We start from the raw sequence: 14,841 nt of genomic DNA, 5'->3' as shown, positions 1-14,841 counted from the left end.
CCGGCACGCGGTCGATCCAACAGTTTCCCCCTCTATACGTAGCGGAACACGCCGACGGCGTAGACCACGGAGAGAGCGAGAGCCCACCACAGGTTGGATCCGACAAGACCCAGCCAAGCGAGATGGATAAAGGCGCTGCCAAGCAGCGACAGAAAAAGACGGTCGCCGCGCGTCGTCTCGAAGCGCAGGATGCCGACACGCGGATTGCCGCCCGGCGAGGCAAATTCCCAAAACGCCATGCCGCACAGCAGCAGAAGAATGGTGCCGAAGAACGCCGCCGTCGGCCACGTCCACGCCATCCAGGTGAGGTCGAGATTCATGGTGACACCCTCCCCAAGGCAAAGCCCTTGGCGGTGGTGGTGAGGGTGAACCCGTGCTTTTGTTTCATCACACCCTCCCCAGGGCGAAGCCCTTGGCGATGTAGTTGCGGACAAACCAGATGACGAGCGCGCCGGGGATCAGCGTCAGCACGCCGGCGGCGGCAAGCAGGCCCCAGTCCATGCCGGCGGCCGAGACGGTGCGGGTCATGGTGGCGGCGATGGGCTTGGCATCGGTGGTCGTCAGCGTGCGAGCGATCAAAAGCTCGACCCATGAGAACATGAAGCAGAAGAAGCACGCGACACCGATGCCGCTGGCGATCAGCGGCATGAAAATCCTGACGAAGAAGCGCGGGAAGGAGTAGCCGTCGATATAGGCTGTTTCGTCGATCTCTTTGGGCACGCCCGACATGAAGCCTTCGAGGATCCACACCGCCAGCGGCACATTGAACAGGCAGTGCGCCAGCGCCACGGCGATGTGGGTGTCGATCAGGCCGAAAGCCGAATAGAGCTGGAAGAACGGCAGCGCGAACACTGCCGGCGGCGCCATGCGGTTGGTCAACAGCCAGAAGAACAGATGCTTGTCGCCGAGGAAGCGGTAACGCGAAAAGGCGTAGGCCGCCGGCAGCGCGGCGGCCACCGAGATCACCATGTTCATCACCACATAGGTGATCGAGTTGATGTAGCCCGAGTACCAGGAGGCGTCGGTAAAGATGGTGACGTAGTTGGCGATCGTAGGCTGATGCGGATAGAGCGTCAGCGAGGAGACGATCTCGGCATTGGTCTTGAAGCTCATGTTGATGAGCCAGTAGATCGGCAGCAGAAGCACGATGATGTAGATCGTCGGCACGATCCACCACCAGCGCGATTCCTCGCCGCGCTTGCGCATCAGCCGGGCGACCTGATCCTGCGAAAGCGTGCTCGCCAATTTTCCCGAAGCGGTGGTTTCGCTCACTCTGTCGGCTCTTTCGTTGGCGCCGCTCATCTCAGCGCTCCGCGTCGTAGTTGGTCATCACGGTGTAGAACACCCACGACAACAACAGGATGATCAGGAAGTAGACCAGCGACATGGCGGCCGCCGGACCGAGGTCGAACTGGCCGAGCGCGGTCTTGACGAGGTCGATCGACAGGAAGGTGGTCGAGTTGCCGGGGCCGCCGCCGGTGACGACGAAGGGCTCGGTGTAGATCATGAAGCTATCCATGAAGCGCAACAGCACGGCGATCAAAAGCACACGCTGCATCTTCGGCAGCTGGATATAACGGAACACCGCCCAGCGCGAGGCGCCGTCGATCTTGGCCGCCTGGTAGAAGGCATCCGGGATCGAAACCAGGCCGGCATAGCAGAGCAGCACGACAAGGCTGGTCCAGTGCCAGACGTCCATGATGATGATGGTGACCCAGGCGTCGAACGGATCCTGCACGTAATTGTAGTCGATGCCGAGCGCGTTGACGTAGTAGCCGAGCAGGCCGATGTCGTTGCGGCCGAAGACCTGCCAGATGGTGCCGACGACGTTCCACGGAATGAGCAGCGGCAACGACATAAGCACCAGGCAGACCGGCACGCCCCAACCCTTCTTCGGCATGTTGAGCGCGATGAAGATGCCGAGCGGCACTTCGATGGCCAGGATGATGAAGGAGAAGATCAGGTTGCGCACCATGGCTTCCCAGAAGCGGCTGGACGACAGCAGTTCCTCGAACCACTGGGTGCCTGCCCAGAAGAAGACGTTGTTGCCGAAGGTGTCCTGCACCGAATAGTTGACGACCGTCATCAGCGGAATGACGGCCGAGAACGCCACCAGCACCAGCACCGGCAGCACCAGGAACCAGGCCTTGTTGTTCCAGGTCTTTTCCATCTATGCCCCCATCTCGACACGCCCCATCTCAACCAGCCAGGAATCGGCATAGATGTTGATGCCGGCCGGATCGAAGCGAACCTTTGGGTCGGCCGGCACGCTCTCGTCCTCGCCGATGACGGCAGCGATCTCGCGGCCTTCGAGGCTGGCGCGCACCACCTTGTGGCGGCCGAGATCCTCGACCTTGCTTATTTTAACCGCCATGCCCTCGCGGCCGAGCCTGACATACTCGGGGCGGATGCCGAGTTCGATGGCGCCGGAGCTCCCAGCGGCGGTCTTTGGCGCGCCGGGCAACTCGATGCGCTGACTGCCAATGGTCGCAGTCTTGCCGTCGATCGCCACCGGCATGACGTTCATGCCGGGCGAGCCGATGAAGTAACCGACGAATGTGTGGCGCGGGCGCTCAAACAATTCAGCCGGCGTGCCGATCTGGACGATGCCGCCATCATACATGACGACGACCTGGTCGGCGAAGGTCAGCGCCTCGGTCTGGTCATGGGTGACATAGACCATGGTGTAGCCGAAGCGGCGGTGCAGTTGCTTCAACTGCGATCGCAGCACCCATTTCATGTGCGGATCGATAACCGTCAGCGGTTCGTCGAACAGGATGGCATTGACATCCGAGCGCACCAGGCCGCGGCCGAGCGAGATCTTCTGCTTCTGGTCGGCGGTCAGGCCCCTCGCCTTCTTCTTCGCCCACGACGCCAGGTCGATCATCTCCAGCGTCTCGCGCACCTTGCGGTCGACATCGGCCTCCGGCACGCCGCGATTGCGCAGCGGGAAGGCAAGATTGTCGTAAACGGTCATGGTGTCGTAGATGACCGGGAACTGGAACACCTGCGCGATGTTGCGCTCCTGCGTCGACAGTTTGGTGACGTCCTTGCCGTTGAACAACAACTCACCGTGCGAGGGGTGCAGAAGTCCCGAAATGATGTTGAGCAGCGTGGTCTTGCCGCAACCCGAGGGCCCAAGCAGCGCATAGGCGCCGCCATCCTCGAATGTGTGGTGCACTTCCCGCAGCGCAAAATCGGCATCCTTCTGCGGATTGGGCAGGTAGGAGTGCCTGACATGGTTGACGTCGATGCGCGCCATCTCTTCCCCCTCAGGCCGCAAGCTTCGGCGCGGCGACGGCGCTGCCGTTGCTGTCGAAGACCATGATGTGGCGCGGATCGATAAACACCTCGATCTCGGCGTCCGGCTCGAAATCGCGGATGCCGTGGGTCAGCATGACCCAGCGCGCATCGGCAAAATCGAGGTGGATGAAGCTTTCCGAGCCGGTGATCTCGGTGATCGTCACCTTGGCGCGCACCGGCACCGCGGCAGCGTTGGGCCGCTCCAGCGACAGATGATGCGGCTGAAAGCCGATCGTGTAATTGGCGTCGGCAATGCCGGCGAGTTCGGCCGGCACCGGCAGCTTGACGCCGCCCTCGAGCAGGAAATCCGGGCCCTTCTTGGCCAGCACGATGGTGTTGAGCGGCGGATCGGCAAAGGTTTTCGCCGTCACCAGGTCGATCGGCTTGCGGAAGACGTCGATGGTCGGCCCGAATTGGGTGATCCGCCCCTCGGACAGCGTCGCCGTATTGCCGCCGAGCAGCAAGGCTTCATGCGGCTCAGTCGTGGCGTAGACGAAAATGGTGCCGGCGGCGGCAAATATCTTGGGCAGTTCGGCGCGCAGCTCCTCGCGCAATTTGTAGTCGAGATTGGCGAGCGGCTCGTCGAGCAGCACCAGGCTGGCATTCTTGACGATGGCGCGGGCCAGCGCCGTACGCTGCTGCTGTCCGCCGGACAGGCTGAGCGGCGTGCGGTCGAGATAGGGTGTGAGCTTCAGAAGCCCTGCCGCGTTGCGGACTTCCTTGTCGATCTTGGCCTGGTCGGTGCCGGCGACGCGCAATGGCGAGGCGATGTTCTCGTAGACGGTCATCGCGGGGTAGTTGATGAACTGCTGATAGACCATGGCGATCTTGCGCTGCTGCACCGGCATGCCGGTGACATTCTGGCCGTCGAACCAGACTGAACCGGTGGTCGGCACGTCGAGCCCGGCCATCAGCCGCATCAGACTGGTCTTGCCCGACAGTGTCGGCCCGAGCAAAACGTTGAGCGAGCCGTGCTGAAGCGTCAGCGACACGTCGCGGATATGCTCCACCGCGCCGACCATCTTCGTCACGTTTCTCAGTTCCAGCATGATGCCTCCTCCCAGGCTTTGTGCATCAATCGCCTTCCCTATTCCGCTGCCGCGACATGGCGCCGGCTTATGCCGCGCATGAATTCGTCAAGCGCCGAGGCCTGTTCGCGGCTGAGATGCAGACCGCGCTTGGTGCGACGCCACAATACATCTTCGGCGGTCAGCGCCCATTCGTTTTCGCTGAGGTAGCGTACCTCGGCCTCATAGAGATCGGCGCCGAAATTGCGGCCGAGATCGGCGTTCGACTTGGCGAGGCCGAGCAGCACTTGCGCGCGCGTGCCGTAAAGCCTGGTCAACCGACGCGCCAGGCGCTGGTCGAGGAAAGGATAGGCGCTCTTCAGCTTCGCCACCTGGGCGTCGAAACCGGTGGCCGGGAAATCGCCGCCTGGCAAGGGCGCGTTCGCCGTCCACGGCTTGCCGCGCTTGCCGAGAAAACCTTCGATCTTTTCCAGCATCGATTCCGACAGCCGGCGGTAGGTGGTGATCTTGCCGCCGAAAGCGTTGACGATCGGCGCCTTGCCCTCGCCGCCATCGGCTTTCAACACATAGTCGCGGGTCGCTTCCTGCGCCTTCGAAGCGCCGTCGTCGTAGAGCGGGCGCACGGCCGAATAGGTCCAGACGATGTCGGGGCGCGTCACGGCTTCAGCAAAATATTCGCTCGCCGCCGCGCAGAGATAGTCGATCTCGGTGTCGCTGATCTTCACGTCATGCGGATCGCCGGGATAGTCGCGATCGGTGGTGCCGATCAGCGTAAATTCTTCCTCGTAAGGGATGGCGAAGATGATGCGCCCGTCCTTGTTCTGGAAGAAGTAGGCGCGCGGATCATCGAATTTCTTTTTGATGACGATATGACTGCCCTGCACCAGGCGCACATTGTGCACGTCGTTCTGGCCCACGGTGGTCGACAGGACGTGGTCGACCCATGGACCGGCGGCATTGACCAGCAGCCGGGCCTTGACCTCGTCGGCATCTCCCGTCCGCACGTCTTCCACGCGGATCGCCCATAGATCGGCTTCGCGCCGCGCCCCGACGACTTTCGTGCGGGTGCGGATGGTGGCGCCGCGGTCGGCGGCGTCACGCGCGTTCAACGCCACCAGCCGGGCATCGTTGACCCAGCCGTCCGAGTACTCGAAGGCCTTGTGAAACAGCGGCTTCAGCGGCTTGCCCGCCGGATCCTTGGACATGTCCAGTGTCCGGGTCGCCGGCAGCAATTTGCGGCCACCAATATGATCGTAGAGGAACAGGCCGAGCCGGATCAGCCAGGCCGGGCGCAGGCCCTTGGCATAGGGCAGCACGAAGCGCATCGGCCAGATGATGTGCGGCGCGTTCTTCCACAGAACCTCGCGCTCCATCAGCGCCTCGCGCACCAGCCGGAACTCGTAGAATTCGAGGTAGCGCAGACCGCCGTGGATCAGCTTGGTCGAGCCGGAGGAGGTTCCGCTGGCAAGATCGTTCATCTCGGCGAGAAATACCGAAAAGCCCCGCCCAACGGCGTCGCGGGCGATGCCGCAGCCATTGATGCCGCCACCGATGACGAAGATGTCACGGACTGCGTCCACAAATCCCTCCCGCGATTTCGCATTGCAGCATTTTTGAGTTGTTACGAAACCGTATCGGGATTATTTCGAAATAAGAACGAATGTCAAACGAAATGTAACGGGACCGTGATCGATAGCCTAGCCGAGCGACGTTTCGATCAATTGAACCTCCGCTTCCTCGCAGATCTTACGCACCGACGGGATGTCGCAACGGTCGGTGATGAAGGTGTTGACTTGCGAGAGATGGCCGATGCGAACCGGCGCGGTGCGTTCGAACTTGGTCTGGTCGGAGACCAGGATGACATGCCTGGCATTGGCGATAATGGCTTGCGCCACTTTCACTTCGCGAAAGTCGAAATCGAGCAACGCGCCGTCATGGTCGATGGCCGAGGCGCCGATCACCGCATAGTCGACCTTGAACTGCCTGATGAAATCGACCGCGGCCTCGCCGACAACGCCGCCGTCGGAGCCACGCACGACGCCGCCGGCGATTACCACCTCGATCGAAGGATAGATGCGCATCCTGTTGGCAACATTGATATTATTGGTGATGACCATCAGCCCGGTATGGTCGAGCAGCGCCTTGCTGACCGACTCGGTCGTGGTGCCGATGTTGATGAACAGGGAGGCGTTGTCGGGTATCAGCCTGGCCGCCGCGCGGCCGATGGCCTCCTTCTCGTCGGCGGCAATCTTGCGGCGCGCCTCATACTCCATGTTCTCGATGCCGGACGGGAACAGGGCCCCGCCATGGATGCGCGTCAGCAGCCGCTGGTCGCAGAGATCGTTGAGGTCCTTGCGGATGGTCTGTGGCGTCACGTTGAAATGCGTGGCGAGGTCATCGACCAGCACACGGCCATGGTCCTTCGCCATCTGGATGATCTCGGCATGGCGCGGCGACAAATACACTGAGAACCTCCCGTTTTCGTTTTTCTTGTTTGTAGCTGAAAACGAAAGCAATGAAAAGGGAGACGCCGGCTAATGAAATATCGATGATTGCAAAGGCGAACCGGGCAGATACGGCTCAGACCCGCTCCGCCACCTTGCGGGTGACAGCCGCGACTTTACCTGGCGAGCGGATCATCAGGAAATTGCCGGACCAGTATCCCGGGATCCGCCAAGTGCCTTTGATCTCGGTTGCATCACCGTTGATGATGCCGCTGTAGTGAATCGGGTGCGCCTTCAATTCGGCCTTGTCGTATGTCTTGGTAAAGGAGACGGCGTTGCCCTCTCGCTGCCCCTGCAGGCTTGCGTATCTTGCCGTGCTGGTCGCCGCCGGTTCGTGGGTCATCCCCGTCAAGCTGGTTGCCGTCTCGATCAGCGTTGCAACGAAGGAAACCGGCGGCAGTTCGCGCGGATAGAAATAGCGCCCGCTCCAGACGCCCGTCAGATTCTGGCTAACCCCTTCAGCCCTTCCGGCCATATGCTTGCTCGCAAGTCCTTGCTGGCTTGCCCCGGCGGCGGCAACCACCCGGGCAATCCCTGTCAGTCCTTCGGGGATCTTGCACACTCGCAGATGACAGTGAAGGCGGTATCGACATCGGCCGCGGTTGTCTCGAACTGGCCTGCCTGGAAGCGGATGGCGACCCGCCCATCGACACGCGTCTGCGTCAGGTAGATACGGCCGTCATTGTTGATGGCGTCGACCAGACGCAGATTGTGCTCGTCGCAGTCAGCGCCGGATGTGGCGCGATGCCGGAACGAGAACAGCGACAGCATCGGCTGGCTGGCGAGCTCGAAATCCTCCTCCTCGGCCAGGCGCGCTGCTATGCCTTCGCTCCAGGCGACGTGATTGCGGATCATGGTGCGCAGCGCCTCGAGGCCATGGGCGCGCAGCAGGAACCACAGCTTCAGCGCCCGGAAGCGACGGCCGAGAGGCACCGACCATTCGGAGTAGTTGATGATGCCGTCATGGCCGCGAGTTTTCAGATAGTCCGGCTTGATCGCCAGCGTGCGCACGAGATCCTCCGGCTGGCGGACGAACTGGATCGAGCAGTCGAATTGCGCGCCCAGCCATTTGTGCGGGTTGAAGACGATCGAGTCCGCGCCCTCGACACCGGTCCAGAAATGCCGGTATTCCGGGCAGATCATGGCCGATCCGGCCCAGGCGGCGTCGATATGCAGATAGAGCCCCTGGCGTTTGGCCACCGCGGCCACTTCAGCGATGTCGTCGGTGCCGCCGGTGCTGGTGCCGCCGACGCACGCGATGATGCCGGCCGGCAATAGGCCGGCCGCGCGGTCGGCAACAATCGCCGCTTCCAAAGCCGCGGTATCCATGGCGCGGTAGGTGCCGGCGACGGGAATGCGGACGAGGTTTTCCTCGCCAATGCCGGCGACCCAGATGGCGCGGTCGATCGAGGTGTGCACCTGGTCGGAGGAATAGACGCGCAGCCTGCCCTGCCCGGAAAGACCCTTCTTGTTGCCCTGCCAGTCGAGCGTGCGCTCGCGCATGGTCAACACGGCGGCCAGCGTCGCCGATGATGCGGAGTCCTGGATCACGCCGGAAAAGCCTTCGGGCAGGCCGAGCGCCTGGCGCATCCAGTCGACGATGCGCGTCTCAAGCTCTGTCGCCGCCGGCGAAGTCTGCCACAGCATGCACTGCGCGGCCATCGCAGAGACCAGATATTCGGCAACCACCGAGACGGGTGCTGCATTGGCCGGGAAATAAGCAAAGAAACGCGGATGCTGCCAATGCGTCATGCCGGGCACGATCTTGGCTTCGAAATCGGCGAAGATCGTCTCCATCGATTCCGCGGCCTCCGGCGGAGAAGCTTCGATGCTCCTGAAGATCTCGCCCGGCGCTATGGCAGGTCGCACGGGCCGATCGCGAAGGCCGGCGCGGTAATCAGCGCCCCAGTCGGCGGCGCGCCTCGACCAGTCGCGGAATTGCTCGTTGTCCATGGATCCTCCCGACGCGCCGATCAGACAGCCGTTTGAATTTTGATTAACATGTTAAATAGAGACAGGCAACCGCGACGAAGGTTCCCGCGCTAGCCCGGAAAATCCGGCAGGCTGGCAAAGGCCGTCTTCAACGCGTTCGACCAGCCTTCGGAAATAGCACGATAATATCGATCGTCCTGGCCGATGCGCTTTTTCAAACCCACCGTGAACGTGTCCTCCTCCAGGAACAGCAGGTCGAGAGGCAGGCCGACGGACAGGTTCGATTTCAGCGTCGAATCGAACGATACCAGCAAGAGCTTGACCGTTTCAGCCAGGCTCATCGTCCTTTCATAGGCACGGATGATGATCGGCTTGCCGTATTTGGTCTCGCCGATCTGGAAGAACGGCGTGTCGTCGGTCGATTCGATGAAATTGCCCTCGGGATAGATCATGAACAGCCGTGGCGGGCTGCCCTTGATCTGGCCGCCGAGGATGAAGGAGGCGTTGAAATAGGAATCCGCCTTTTCGCCGGCAGGCGACGAGCTGGCGATGACTTCCTTGACGGTGTCGCCGACCAGCCGCACCGTCTGGTACATGGATGGGGTCTCGAGCAGCGTCGCGTGGCGTTCCGCCACCGCCTTGGTGCGCTCGTCGAGCAGGCTGACCACGGCCTGCGTCGTAGCCAGATTGCCGGCCGACATCAGTACGATGACGCGCTCGCCTGGCTCTTCCCAGACATGCATCTTCTTGAAAGTGGAGATCGAATCCATCCCTGCATTGGTGCGCGTGTCCGACATGAACACGAGCCCACGATCGATCTTGAGGCCGACGCAATAAGTCATGGAATCTCTTCAGGCAGCAATCTTGCCGGAGACTACTGCTCTACCGTGACGGTGACTGCAAGCTGTTCCTCCGCCTGTCCCAGTCGAATTCCCGACACCGGCGAGGCGTCGCGATAATCACGGCCGGTGGCTACCCTGACATAGCGTTCATCGGGGGAAATGCCGTTGGCGGCGTCGAAGGCGACCCAGCCGAGACCCTGAACATGGGCTTCGGCCCAGGCATGGCTTGCCGCCTGCTCGATGGCCGCATCCATCATCAGATAGCCACTGACATAGCGGGCCGGAAAACCCATGACGCGGGCTGCGGTGACAAAGATGTGGCTGTGATCCTGGCAAACGCCGGTCTTCAGCGCCAATGCCTCTTCCGCCGGGGTCGTCACGCTGGTGGTGCCCGGCGTGTAGGCGACGCGCTCGACGATCAGCGCCATCAGCCGATGCAGCCTTTCGATGTCGGTACCTTTGCCGACCGCCGCGGCAAGCTCGCTTATGCCCTCGCCGGGGATGGTCAAAGCTGTCTCCTGGCTGAACAGCCACAGCGGCGCAAAGCCGTGATGCGGACCCGAGACGCCCGCTGTGTCGCGCGTGACAACCTCGCCGGAGGCCTCGACGGTGATGAAGTCGCGCTCACCCTCGACGCTCAACAGCCTGTTATCGTTGCCGAAATGGTCGTTAAAGCGGACTTCCTCGCGCGCGCCCTCGATCTTCAGCGCCCAGGACAGCACGGTCTGGGTCGGGCCACTGACCGGTAACAGGCGTAGCCGCTGCAACAGATAGTGCACCGGCGCGTCGTAGCGGTATTCGGTACGGTGGGTGATCTTGAGCCGCATGCCTATTTTCCGTTTGTAAGCATGATCTTATCCGAAAACCGGGTCTCACTTGTCGCTAGCGCGGTCCTCCGGTTCGCGATCATGCTCAATTGAACCGGTAATCTTGTGCGATCTCTTCGCCAAGCTTGGTGTTGTCTTGAATGAACCTGGCCAGGAATTCGTGCAGGCCGGTGTCGAATATGTCCTTGATCGACCCTGCCTGCAGCATCGCCTGTGTCCTGTCGACGGTGGCGTGGCAGGCATGACGGTCGCCATAGTCGTCGCCCAGGAACTTCAGATGCTCGGCGAGAAAACGATAACAGAAGGTCAGCGAACGCGGCATGCGCACATTGAGGATCAGATAGTCGGCAATATTGGTCGGTTTGTAGTCGGCCTCATAGACCCAGCGATAGGAACGGTGCGCCGACACCGAGCGCAGGATCGATTCCCACTGGTAGTTGTCGAGGCTCGAGCCGACCCAGGAGATCGACGGCAGCAGCACGTAGTATTTCACGTCGAGGATGCGTGCCGTGTTGTCGGCCCGCTCGACATAGGTGCCGAGCTGCGAGAAGTCGAAGATCTCGTTGCGCAGCATCGTGCCGTAGAACGAGCCGCGGATCAGCGCCGTCTCGCGTTTGATGGCGTCGAGCACACTCGGCAGGTCGCGCTCGTCGATCGGCTTTGCCAGCATGCGCTTCAGGGCCATCCAGGCTTCGTTGATGCTCTCCCAGGTCTCGCGCGTCAGCGCGGTGCGCACCATGCGGGCATTGTTGCGAGCGGTCTCGATCGCCGACATCGTGCTCGACGGGTTCGAGGTGTCGCGCAGCAGGAAGTCGGCGACATTGGCGGCGGTGTAGTCCTTGTATTTCTGCGTGAAGGTGACGTCGGAGCCGGCGCTGAGCAGCACCGAATTCCACTCTTCCGACGCGCTCTGGGTGCGGGTCAGCGCCATGCGAAGGCCGGCATCGACCAGACGCGCCATGTTTTCCGCCCGCTCGATATAACGGTTCATCCAGTAGAGCCCGTTGGCGGTGCGGCCGAGAAGCATGGCAAGACCCTTCGGGCTAGTGAGTAGGGAATAGTGAGTAGGGATTAGTAAGCATTTGAATCTCTGTGGAATATGGCATTTCTTGTCCCTCTACTGCCTACTGCCTACTGCCTACTGTCTACCTAATCGTCCAACACCCACGTATCCTTCGTCCCGCCGCCTTGCGAGGAATTCACGACCAACGACCCCTCCTTCAGCGCCACCCGCGTCAAGCCGCCGGGCACGATCTGGATTCGGTCGGAGACCAGAACATAGGGTCGCAAGTCGACATGGCGCGGCGACAGGCCTTTTTCTGTCAGGATCGGGCAGGTCGACAGCGCCAGCGTCGGCTGGGCGATGTAGTTGGAAGGCTTTGCCTGCAGCTTCTTGGCGAAATCCTGGCATTCCTTCTTGGTCGCAGCCGGCCCCACCAGCATGCCGTAGCCGCCGGAGCCGTGCACTTCCTTGATGACCAGCTCATGGATGTGTTCGAGCACGTATTTCAGGCTGTCGGGCTCCGAGCAGCGCCAGGTCGGGATGTTGCCGAGGATGGCTTTGCGGCCGGTGTAGAACTCGACGATGTCGGGCATGTAGGAATAAATCGCCTTGTCGTCGGCGATGCCGGTTCCCGGCGCGTTGGCGATGGTGATGTTGCCGGCGCGGTAGACGTCCATGATGCCGGGCACGCCAAGGGCCGAGTCCGGCCGGAAGGTCAGCGGATCGAGGAAGGAATCGTCGACGCGCCGGTAAAGCACGTCGATCTGCTTGTAGCCTTCGGTCGTGCGCATAGCGACGTGGCCGTCTACAACGCGCAGATCCTGGCCTTCGACCAGTTGCACGCCCATCTGGTCGGCGAGGAAGGCATGTTCGAAATAGGCGGAGTTGAAGCTGCCCGGCGTCAGCACGGCAATGGTCGGTGCGCCCTTGGTGCTTTGCGGCCGCACTGCCGCCAGCGACTGGCGCAGCATTTGCGGATAATTCTCCACCGGCCGCACCTTGATCTGCTGGAACAGCTCGGGAAAGAGCTGCATCATCGTCTCGCGGTTCTCCAGCATGTAGGAGACCCCCGACGGCGTGCGCGCATTGTCCTCCAGCACGTAGAACTCGTTCTCCGAGATGCGGACGATATCGACGCCGATAATGTGGGTGTAGACGCCGGCCGGTGGCCGCACTCCGATCATTTCCGGCAGGAACGCCTCGTTCCTGGCGATCAGCTCCCTCGGCACGCGGCCGGCGCGCAGGATTTCCTGGCGGTGGTAAATGTCGTCGAGGAAAGCGTTCAGCGCCTGCACGCGCTGCTCGATGCCTTGCGTCAGCCTTCGCCATTCATTGCCGGAGATGATGCGCGGCACGATGTCGAAGGGGATCAGCCGCTCGGAGGCTTCCTGCTCGCCATAGACGGCGAAGGTAATGCCGGTCTTGCGGAAGACGCGCTCGGCGTCCTGCATCTTTTCGGTAAGCCTGGCCGGGTCCTGCTCCTTCAGCCAGCGGTCGTAAGCCGTATACGGTTGTCTAAGCCCGGAAACTTCCGGAAGCATTTCATCGAACGCTGCCAATCGCATACTCCCCTGTGACGCCATTTCACTGGCGTCGCGGGAGAAAATCAAGCGCAATCGGTGATTTGGAGGATATCGGCGATCAGTATGTTCCGACTGCCCAAAATTCGGGCAGTCGGAACAGGACCTTAATCAGGCTCTGCCTTGTCGCCGGGCAAGTGCCTGATGCGGCTCTAGCAGTTCACCGGGCAAGTGCCTGATGCGGCCATAGCAGTTCACCGTTTCATGGAAACGGCGACCTGCCATGGCTTTTTGCTTTGCCGCAATTCCGGACGGAAAACCGCTTCACACTTTTCCTGGAATTGCTTTAGAATGCGCGGAAAGTGACGACCGTGAAGGTGTCCTTGATTCCGGGAATAATCTGCACTTTCTCGTTGACGAAGTGGCCGACATCTTCCTCGTCGTCGACGTAGAATTTGGCAAGCAAGTCGTAATTGCCGGCGGTCGAGTAGATCTCCGAGGCGATTTCGGCATCGGCGAGCGCGCTGGCGACCTCATAGGACTTGCCCAGATCGCACTTTATCTGCATGAAAAACGTCTTCATTGCCGGTCCCGATCAAGCTTCAGCACTCAAGCGGCCCTTGTGGCAGACTGCCGCCCGGCTTTCAAGCATCAGGCGGAGCGGGCCTTGGCGACGGCTTGTCTCAGTTCGGACACGGGCATGCCGCGCCGGTACAGGTTGCCGCCGATGACCAGGGCTGGCGTGCCGCGCAGCTTGAAAGCCGTCGCCTGGGCTTCGGTGCGGACAAGGGCAGCGTCGATGTCGGGTTCACGGATGGCGAGGTCGGCACGCACCATCGCCACATCGACACCGACGGAAGAAAGGATGTCGTTGGTGCGGCGTTCCGAAAGGCCGCGCTGGTTGGTCATCAGCGCATCGACCGCCGCGGCATAGTGTTCGCCGCTCAGCAGCGTCACCCGCGCCGCGTCGCGCGACACGTCGCCGAAGATCGGCCAGTCCTTCATCACAAGCCGAATGCCGCTGTCCTCGTCCATTAACTTCTTCAGCTCAACGAAAACGAGTTTGCAGATCGGGCACTGATAGTCGACGAATTCGGCGATGGTGACGTCGCCATCGGGGTTGCCGAGCCCTGGAATGGCGGGATCGAAGGCGACTTCCGTGACGGTCGGCCCAGTGCTTGCCCAGGCGGGCAAGGGAGCCAAAACTGCAAGACTTGCCGCGCCTTTCAGCAAAAGGCGCCGGTCGATCGGCTGCTTGAACATGGTCGTCCCCTGGTTGCGCGAACGGGTCCCCACCCGTCCCTACGATGCGCGCCTCGCGTTAAAGGAGGCTTAAGCATGATCTTGTGGCACTTGCGTGGCAAATATTGCGGTTGCTGAAACCGTGAGGCTCCGCCAAGCGTATGGTATGATGCGTCCTGGGACAGGTTTTGTTGAGGACAATGGAGACAGGCCATGCGCCGCATCGCATTCGCAGTCGTTTCATTGCTGTTCGCGTTGTTCGTCTCGGCAGCCCTTGCCGGTGATGCGGAAGTCAAGGCCGGCCAGGCCGTCATCGATGGTCAGTTGAAGGCACTCATCGCCAATGATGGCGCCAAGGCGTACAGTTTCGCCGCTCCGAATGTGAAGCGCATCTTTCCGACCGTCGACACCTTCATGAACATGGTGACCAACGGCTATCCGCCGGTGCGCCAGCCGCAGAGCTATTCCTTCGGCAAGGTCGAGCAGATGGGGCCAACTTCGCTAATCCAGCAAGTGCTGATCGTTGGGCCCGACGGCAAGGACTATGAGGCGGTCTACACGCTGGAACAGCAGCCCGACGGCAGCTTTCAAATCACCGGCTGCAGCTTGCGCGCAGCGAATTCGCTCAGCACCTAGATGT

General features: G+C 61.5%; 16 protein-coding genes. 1 reads left to right on the top strand and 15 read right to left on the bottom strand.

From position 1 onward, the window contains the following. Positions 1-32 precede the first annotated feature (32 nt). From NKI05_RS12110 to NKI05_RS12040, 15 genes are all read right to left on the bottom strand, one after another. A complete protein-coding gene (locus NKI05_RS12110) occupies positions 33-320 on the bottom strand; it encodes a DUF2160 domain-containing protein (protein ID WP_023670977.1) in 288 nt (95 codons plus the stop codon). Between the two features lie 67 nt (positions 321-387). Beyond that, entirely contained in the window at positions 388-1,302 is a 915-nt protein-coding gene (locus NKI05_RS12105; protein ID WP_023670976.1) for a carbohydrate ABC transporter permease, read from the bottom strand. Between the two features lies 1 nt (position 1,303). Next, a complete protein-coding gene (locus NKI05_RS12100) occupies positions 1,304-2,170 on the bottom strand; it encodes a carbohydrate ABC transporter permease (RefSeq protein WP_023670975.1) in 867 nt (288 codons plus the stop codon). Beyond that, complete coding sequence (locus tag NKI05_RS12095; RefSeq protein ID WP_023815791.1) at positions 2,171-3,262, bottom strand: ABC transporter ATP-binding protein; 1,092 nt, start codon at positions 3,260-3,262, stop codon at positions 2,171-2,173. A gap of 10 nt (positions 3,263-3,272) precedes the next feature. Continuing rightward, positions 3,273-4,352, bottom strand: coding sequence for an ABC transporter ATP-binding protein (locus tag NKI05_RS12090; RefSeq protein ID WP_023684650.1), 1,080 nt, complete (start codon positions 4,350-4,352; stop codon positions 3,273-3,275). Positions 4,353-4,390: 38 nt separating this feature from the next. Next, the gene (glpD, locus tag NKI05_RS12085) at positions 4,391-5,911 is read right to left on the bottom strand and encodes a glycerol-3-phosphate dehydrogenase (protein ID WP_023815792.1); all 1,521 of its coding nucleotides are present in this window, start codon (positions 5,909-5,911) and stop codon (positions 4,391-4,393) included. Between the two features lie 117 nt (positions 5,912-6,028). Further along, complete coding sequence (locus tag NKI05_RS12080; protein WP_023670971.1) at positions 6,029-6,796, bottom strand: DeoR/GlpR family DNA-binding transcription regulator; 768 nt, start codon at positions 6,794-6,796, stop codon at positions 6,029-6,031. Between the two features lie 115 nt (positions 6,797-6,911). Further along, positions 6,912-7,358 (bottom strand): hypothetical protein, encoded by a 447-nt coding sequence (locus NKI05_RS12075; RefSeq protein WP_023693406.1) that lies wholly within the window; start codon positions 7,356-7,358, stop codon positions 6,912-6,914. A gap of 14 nt (positions 7,359-7,372) precedes the next feature. Further along, positions 7,373-8,788: a pyridoxal phosphate-dependent decarboxylase family protein gene (locus NKI05_RS12070; RefSeq protein WP_023815793.1), complete on the bottom strand. Its 1,416-nt coding sequence runs from the start codon at positions 8,786-8,788 to the stop codon at positions 7,373-7,375. Between the two features lie 89 nt (positions 8,789-8,877). After that, a complete protein-coding gene (locus tag NKI05_RS12065; RefSeq protein WP_023684646.1) occupies positions 8,878-9,609 on the bottom strand; it encodes a proteasome-type protease in 732 nt (243 codons plus the stop codon). A gap of 32 nt (positions 9,610-9,641) precedes the next feature. After that, positions 9,642-10,436 carry a transglutaminase family protein gene (locus tag NKI05_RS12060; RefSeq protein ID WP_023670966.1) on the bottom strand — a complete coding sequence of 265 codons (795 nt, stop codon included), beginning with the start codon at positions 10,434-10,436 and terminating at the stop codon, positions 9,642-9,644. 85 nt (positions 10,437-10,521) lie between these two features. Then, complete coding sequence (locus NKI05_RS12055; protein WP_023670965.1) at positions 10,522-11,463, bottom strand: alpha-E domain-containing protein; 942 nt, start codon at positions 11,461-11,463, stop codon at positions 10,522-10,524. A gap of 122 nt (positions 11,464-11,585) precedes the next feature. Beyond that, positions 11,586-12,998 (bottom strand): circularly permuted type 2 ATP-grasp protein, encoded by a 1,413-nt coding sequence (locus tag NKI05_RS12050; protein WP_023815794.1) that lies wholly within the window; start codon positions 12,996-12,998, stop codon positions 11,586-11,588. A gap of 307 nt (positions 12,999-13,305) precedes the next feature. Continuing rightward, positions 13,306-13,542, bottom strand: a complete 237-nt coding sequence (locus NKI05_RS12045; protein ID WP_023670963.1) for an Lrp/AsnC family transcriptional regulator — start codon at positions 13,540-13,542, stop codon at positions 13,306-13,308. A gap of 68 nt (positions 13,543-13,610) precedes the next feature. Further along, on the bottom strand, positions 13,611-14,222 hold the full coding sequence (locus NKI05_RS12040) for a DsbA family protein (protein ID WP_023670962.1): 612 nt from the start codon (positions 14,220-14,222) through the stop codon (positions 13,611-13,613). Between the two features lie 192 nt (positions 14,223-14,414). On the opposite strand from NKI05_RS12040, the gene NKI05_RS12035 reads away from it, so the two are divergent. After that, entirely contained in the window at positions 14,415-14,837 is a 423-nt protein-coding gene (locus NKI05_RS12035) for a DUF4864 domain-containing protein (RefSeq protein ID WP_023670961.1), read from the top strand. Positions 14,838-14,841: the final 4 nt, after the last annotated feature.

This window comes from Mesorhizobium sp. M0771 (assembly GCF_040320155.1).
Classification (GTDB): Bacteria; Pseudomonadota; Alphaproteobacteria; order Rhizobiales; family Rhizobiaceae; genus Mesorhizobium.
Note: the sequence above shows the minus strand (reverse complement) of the source record. Positions and strands in the feature narration are given on the sequence as shown.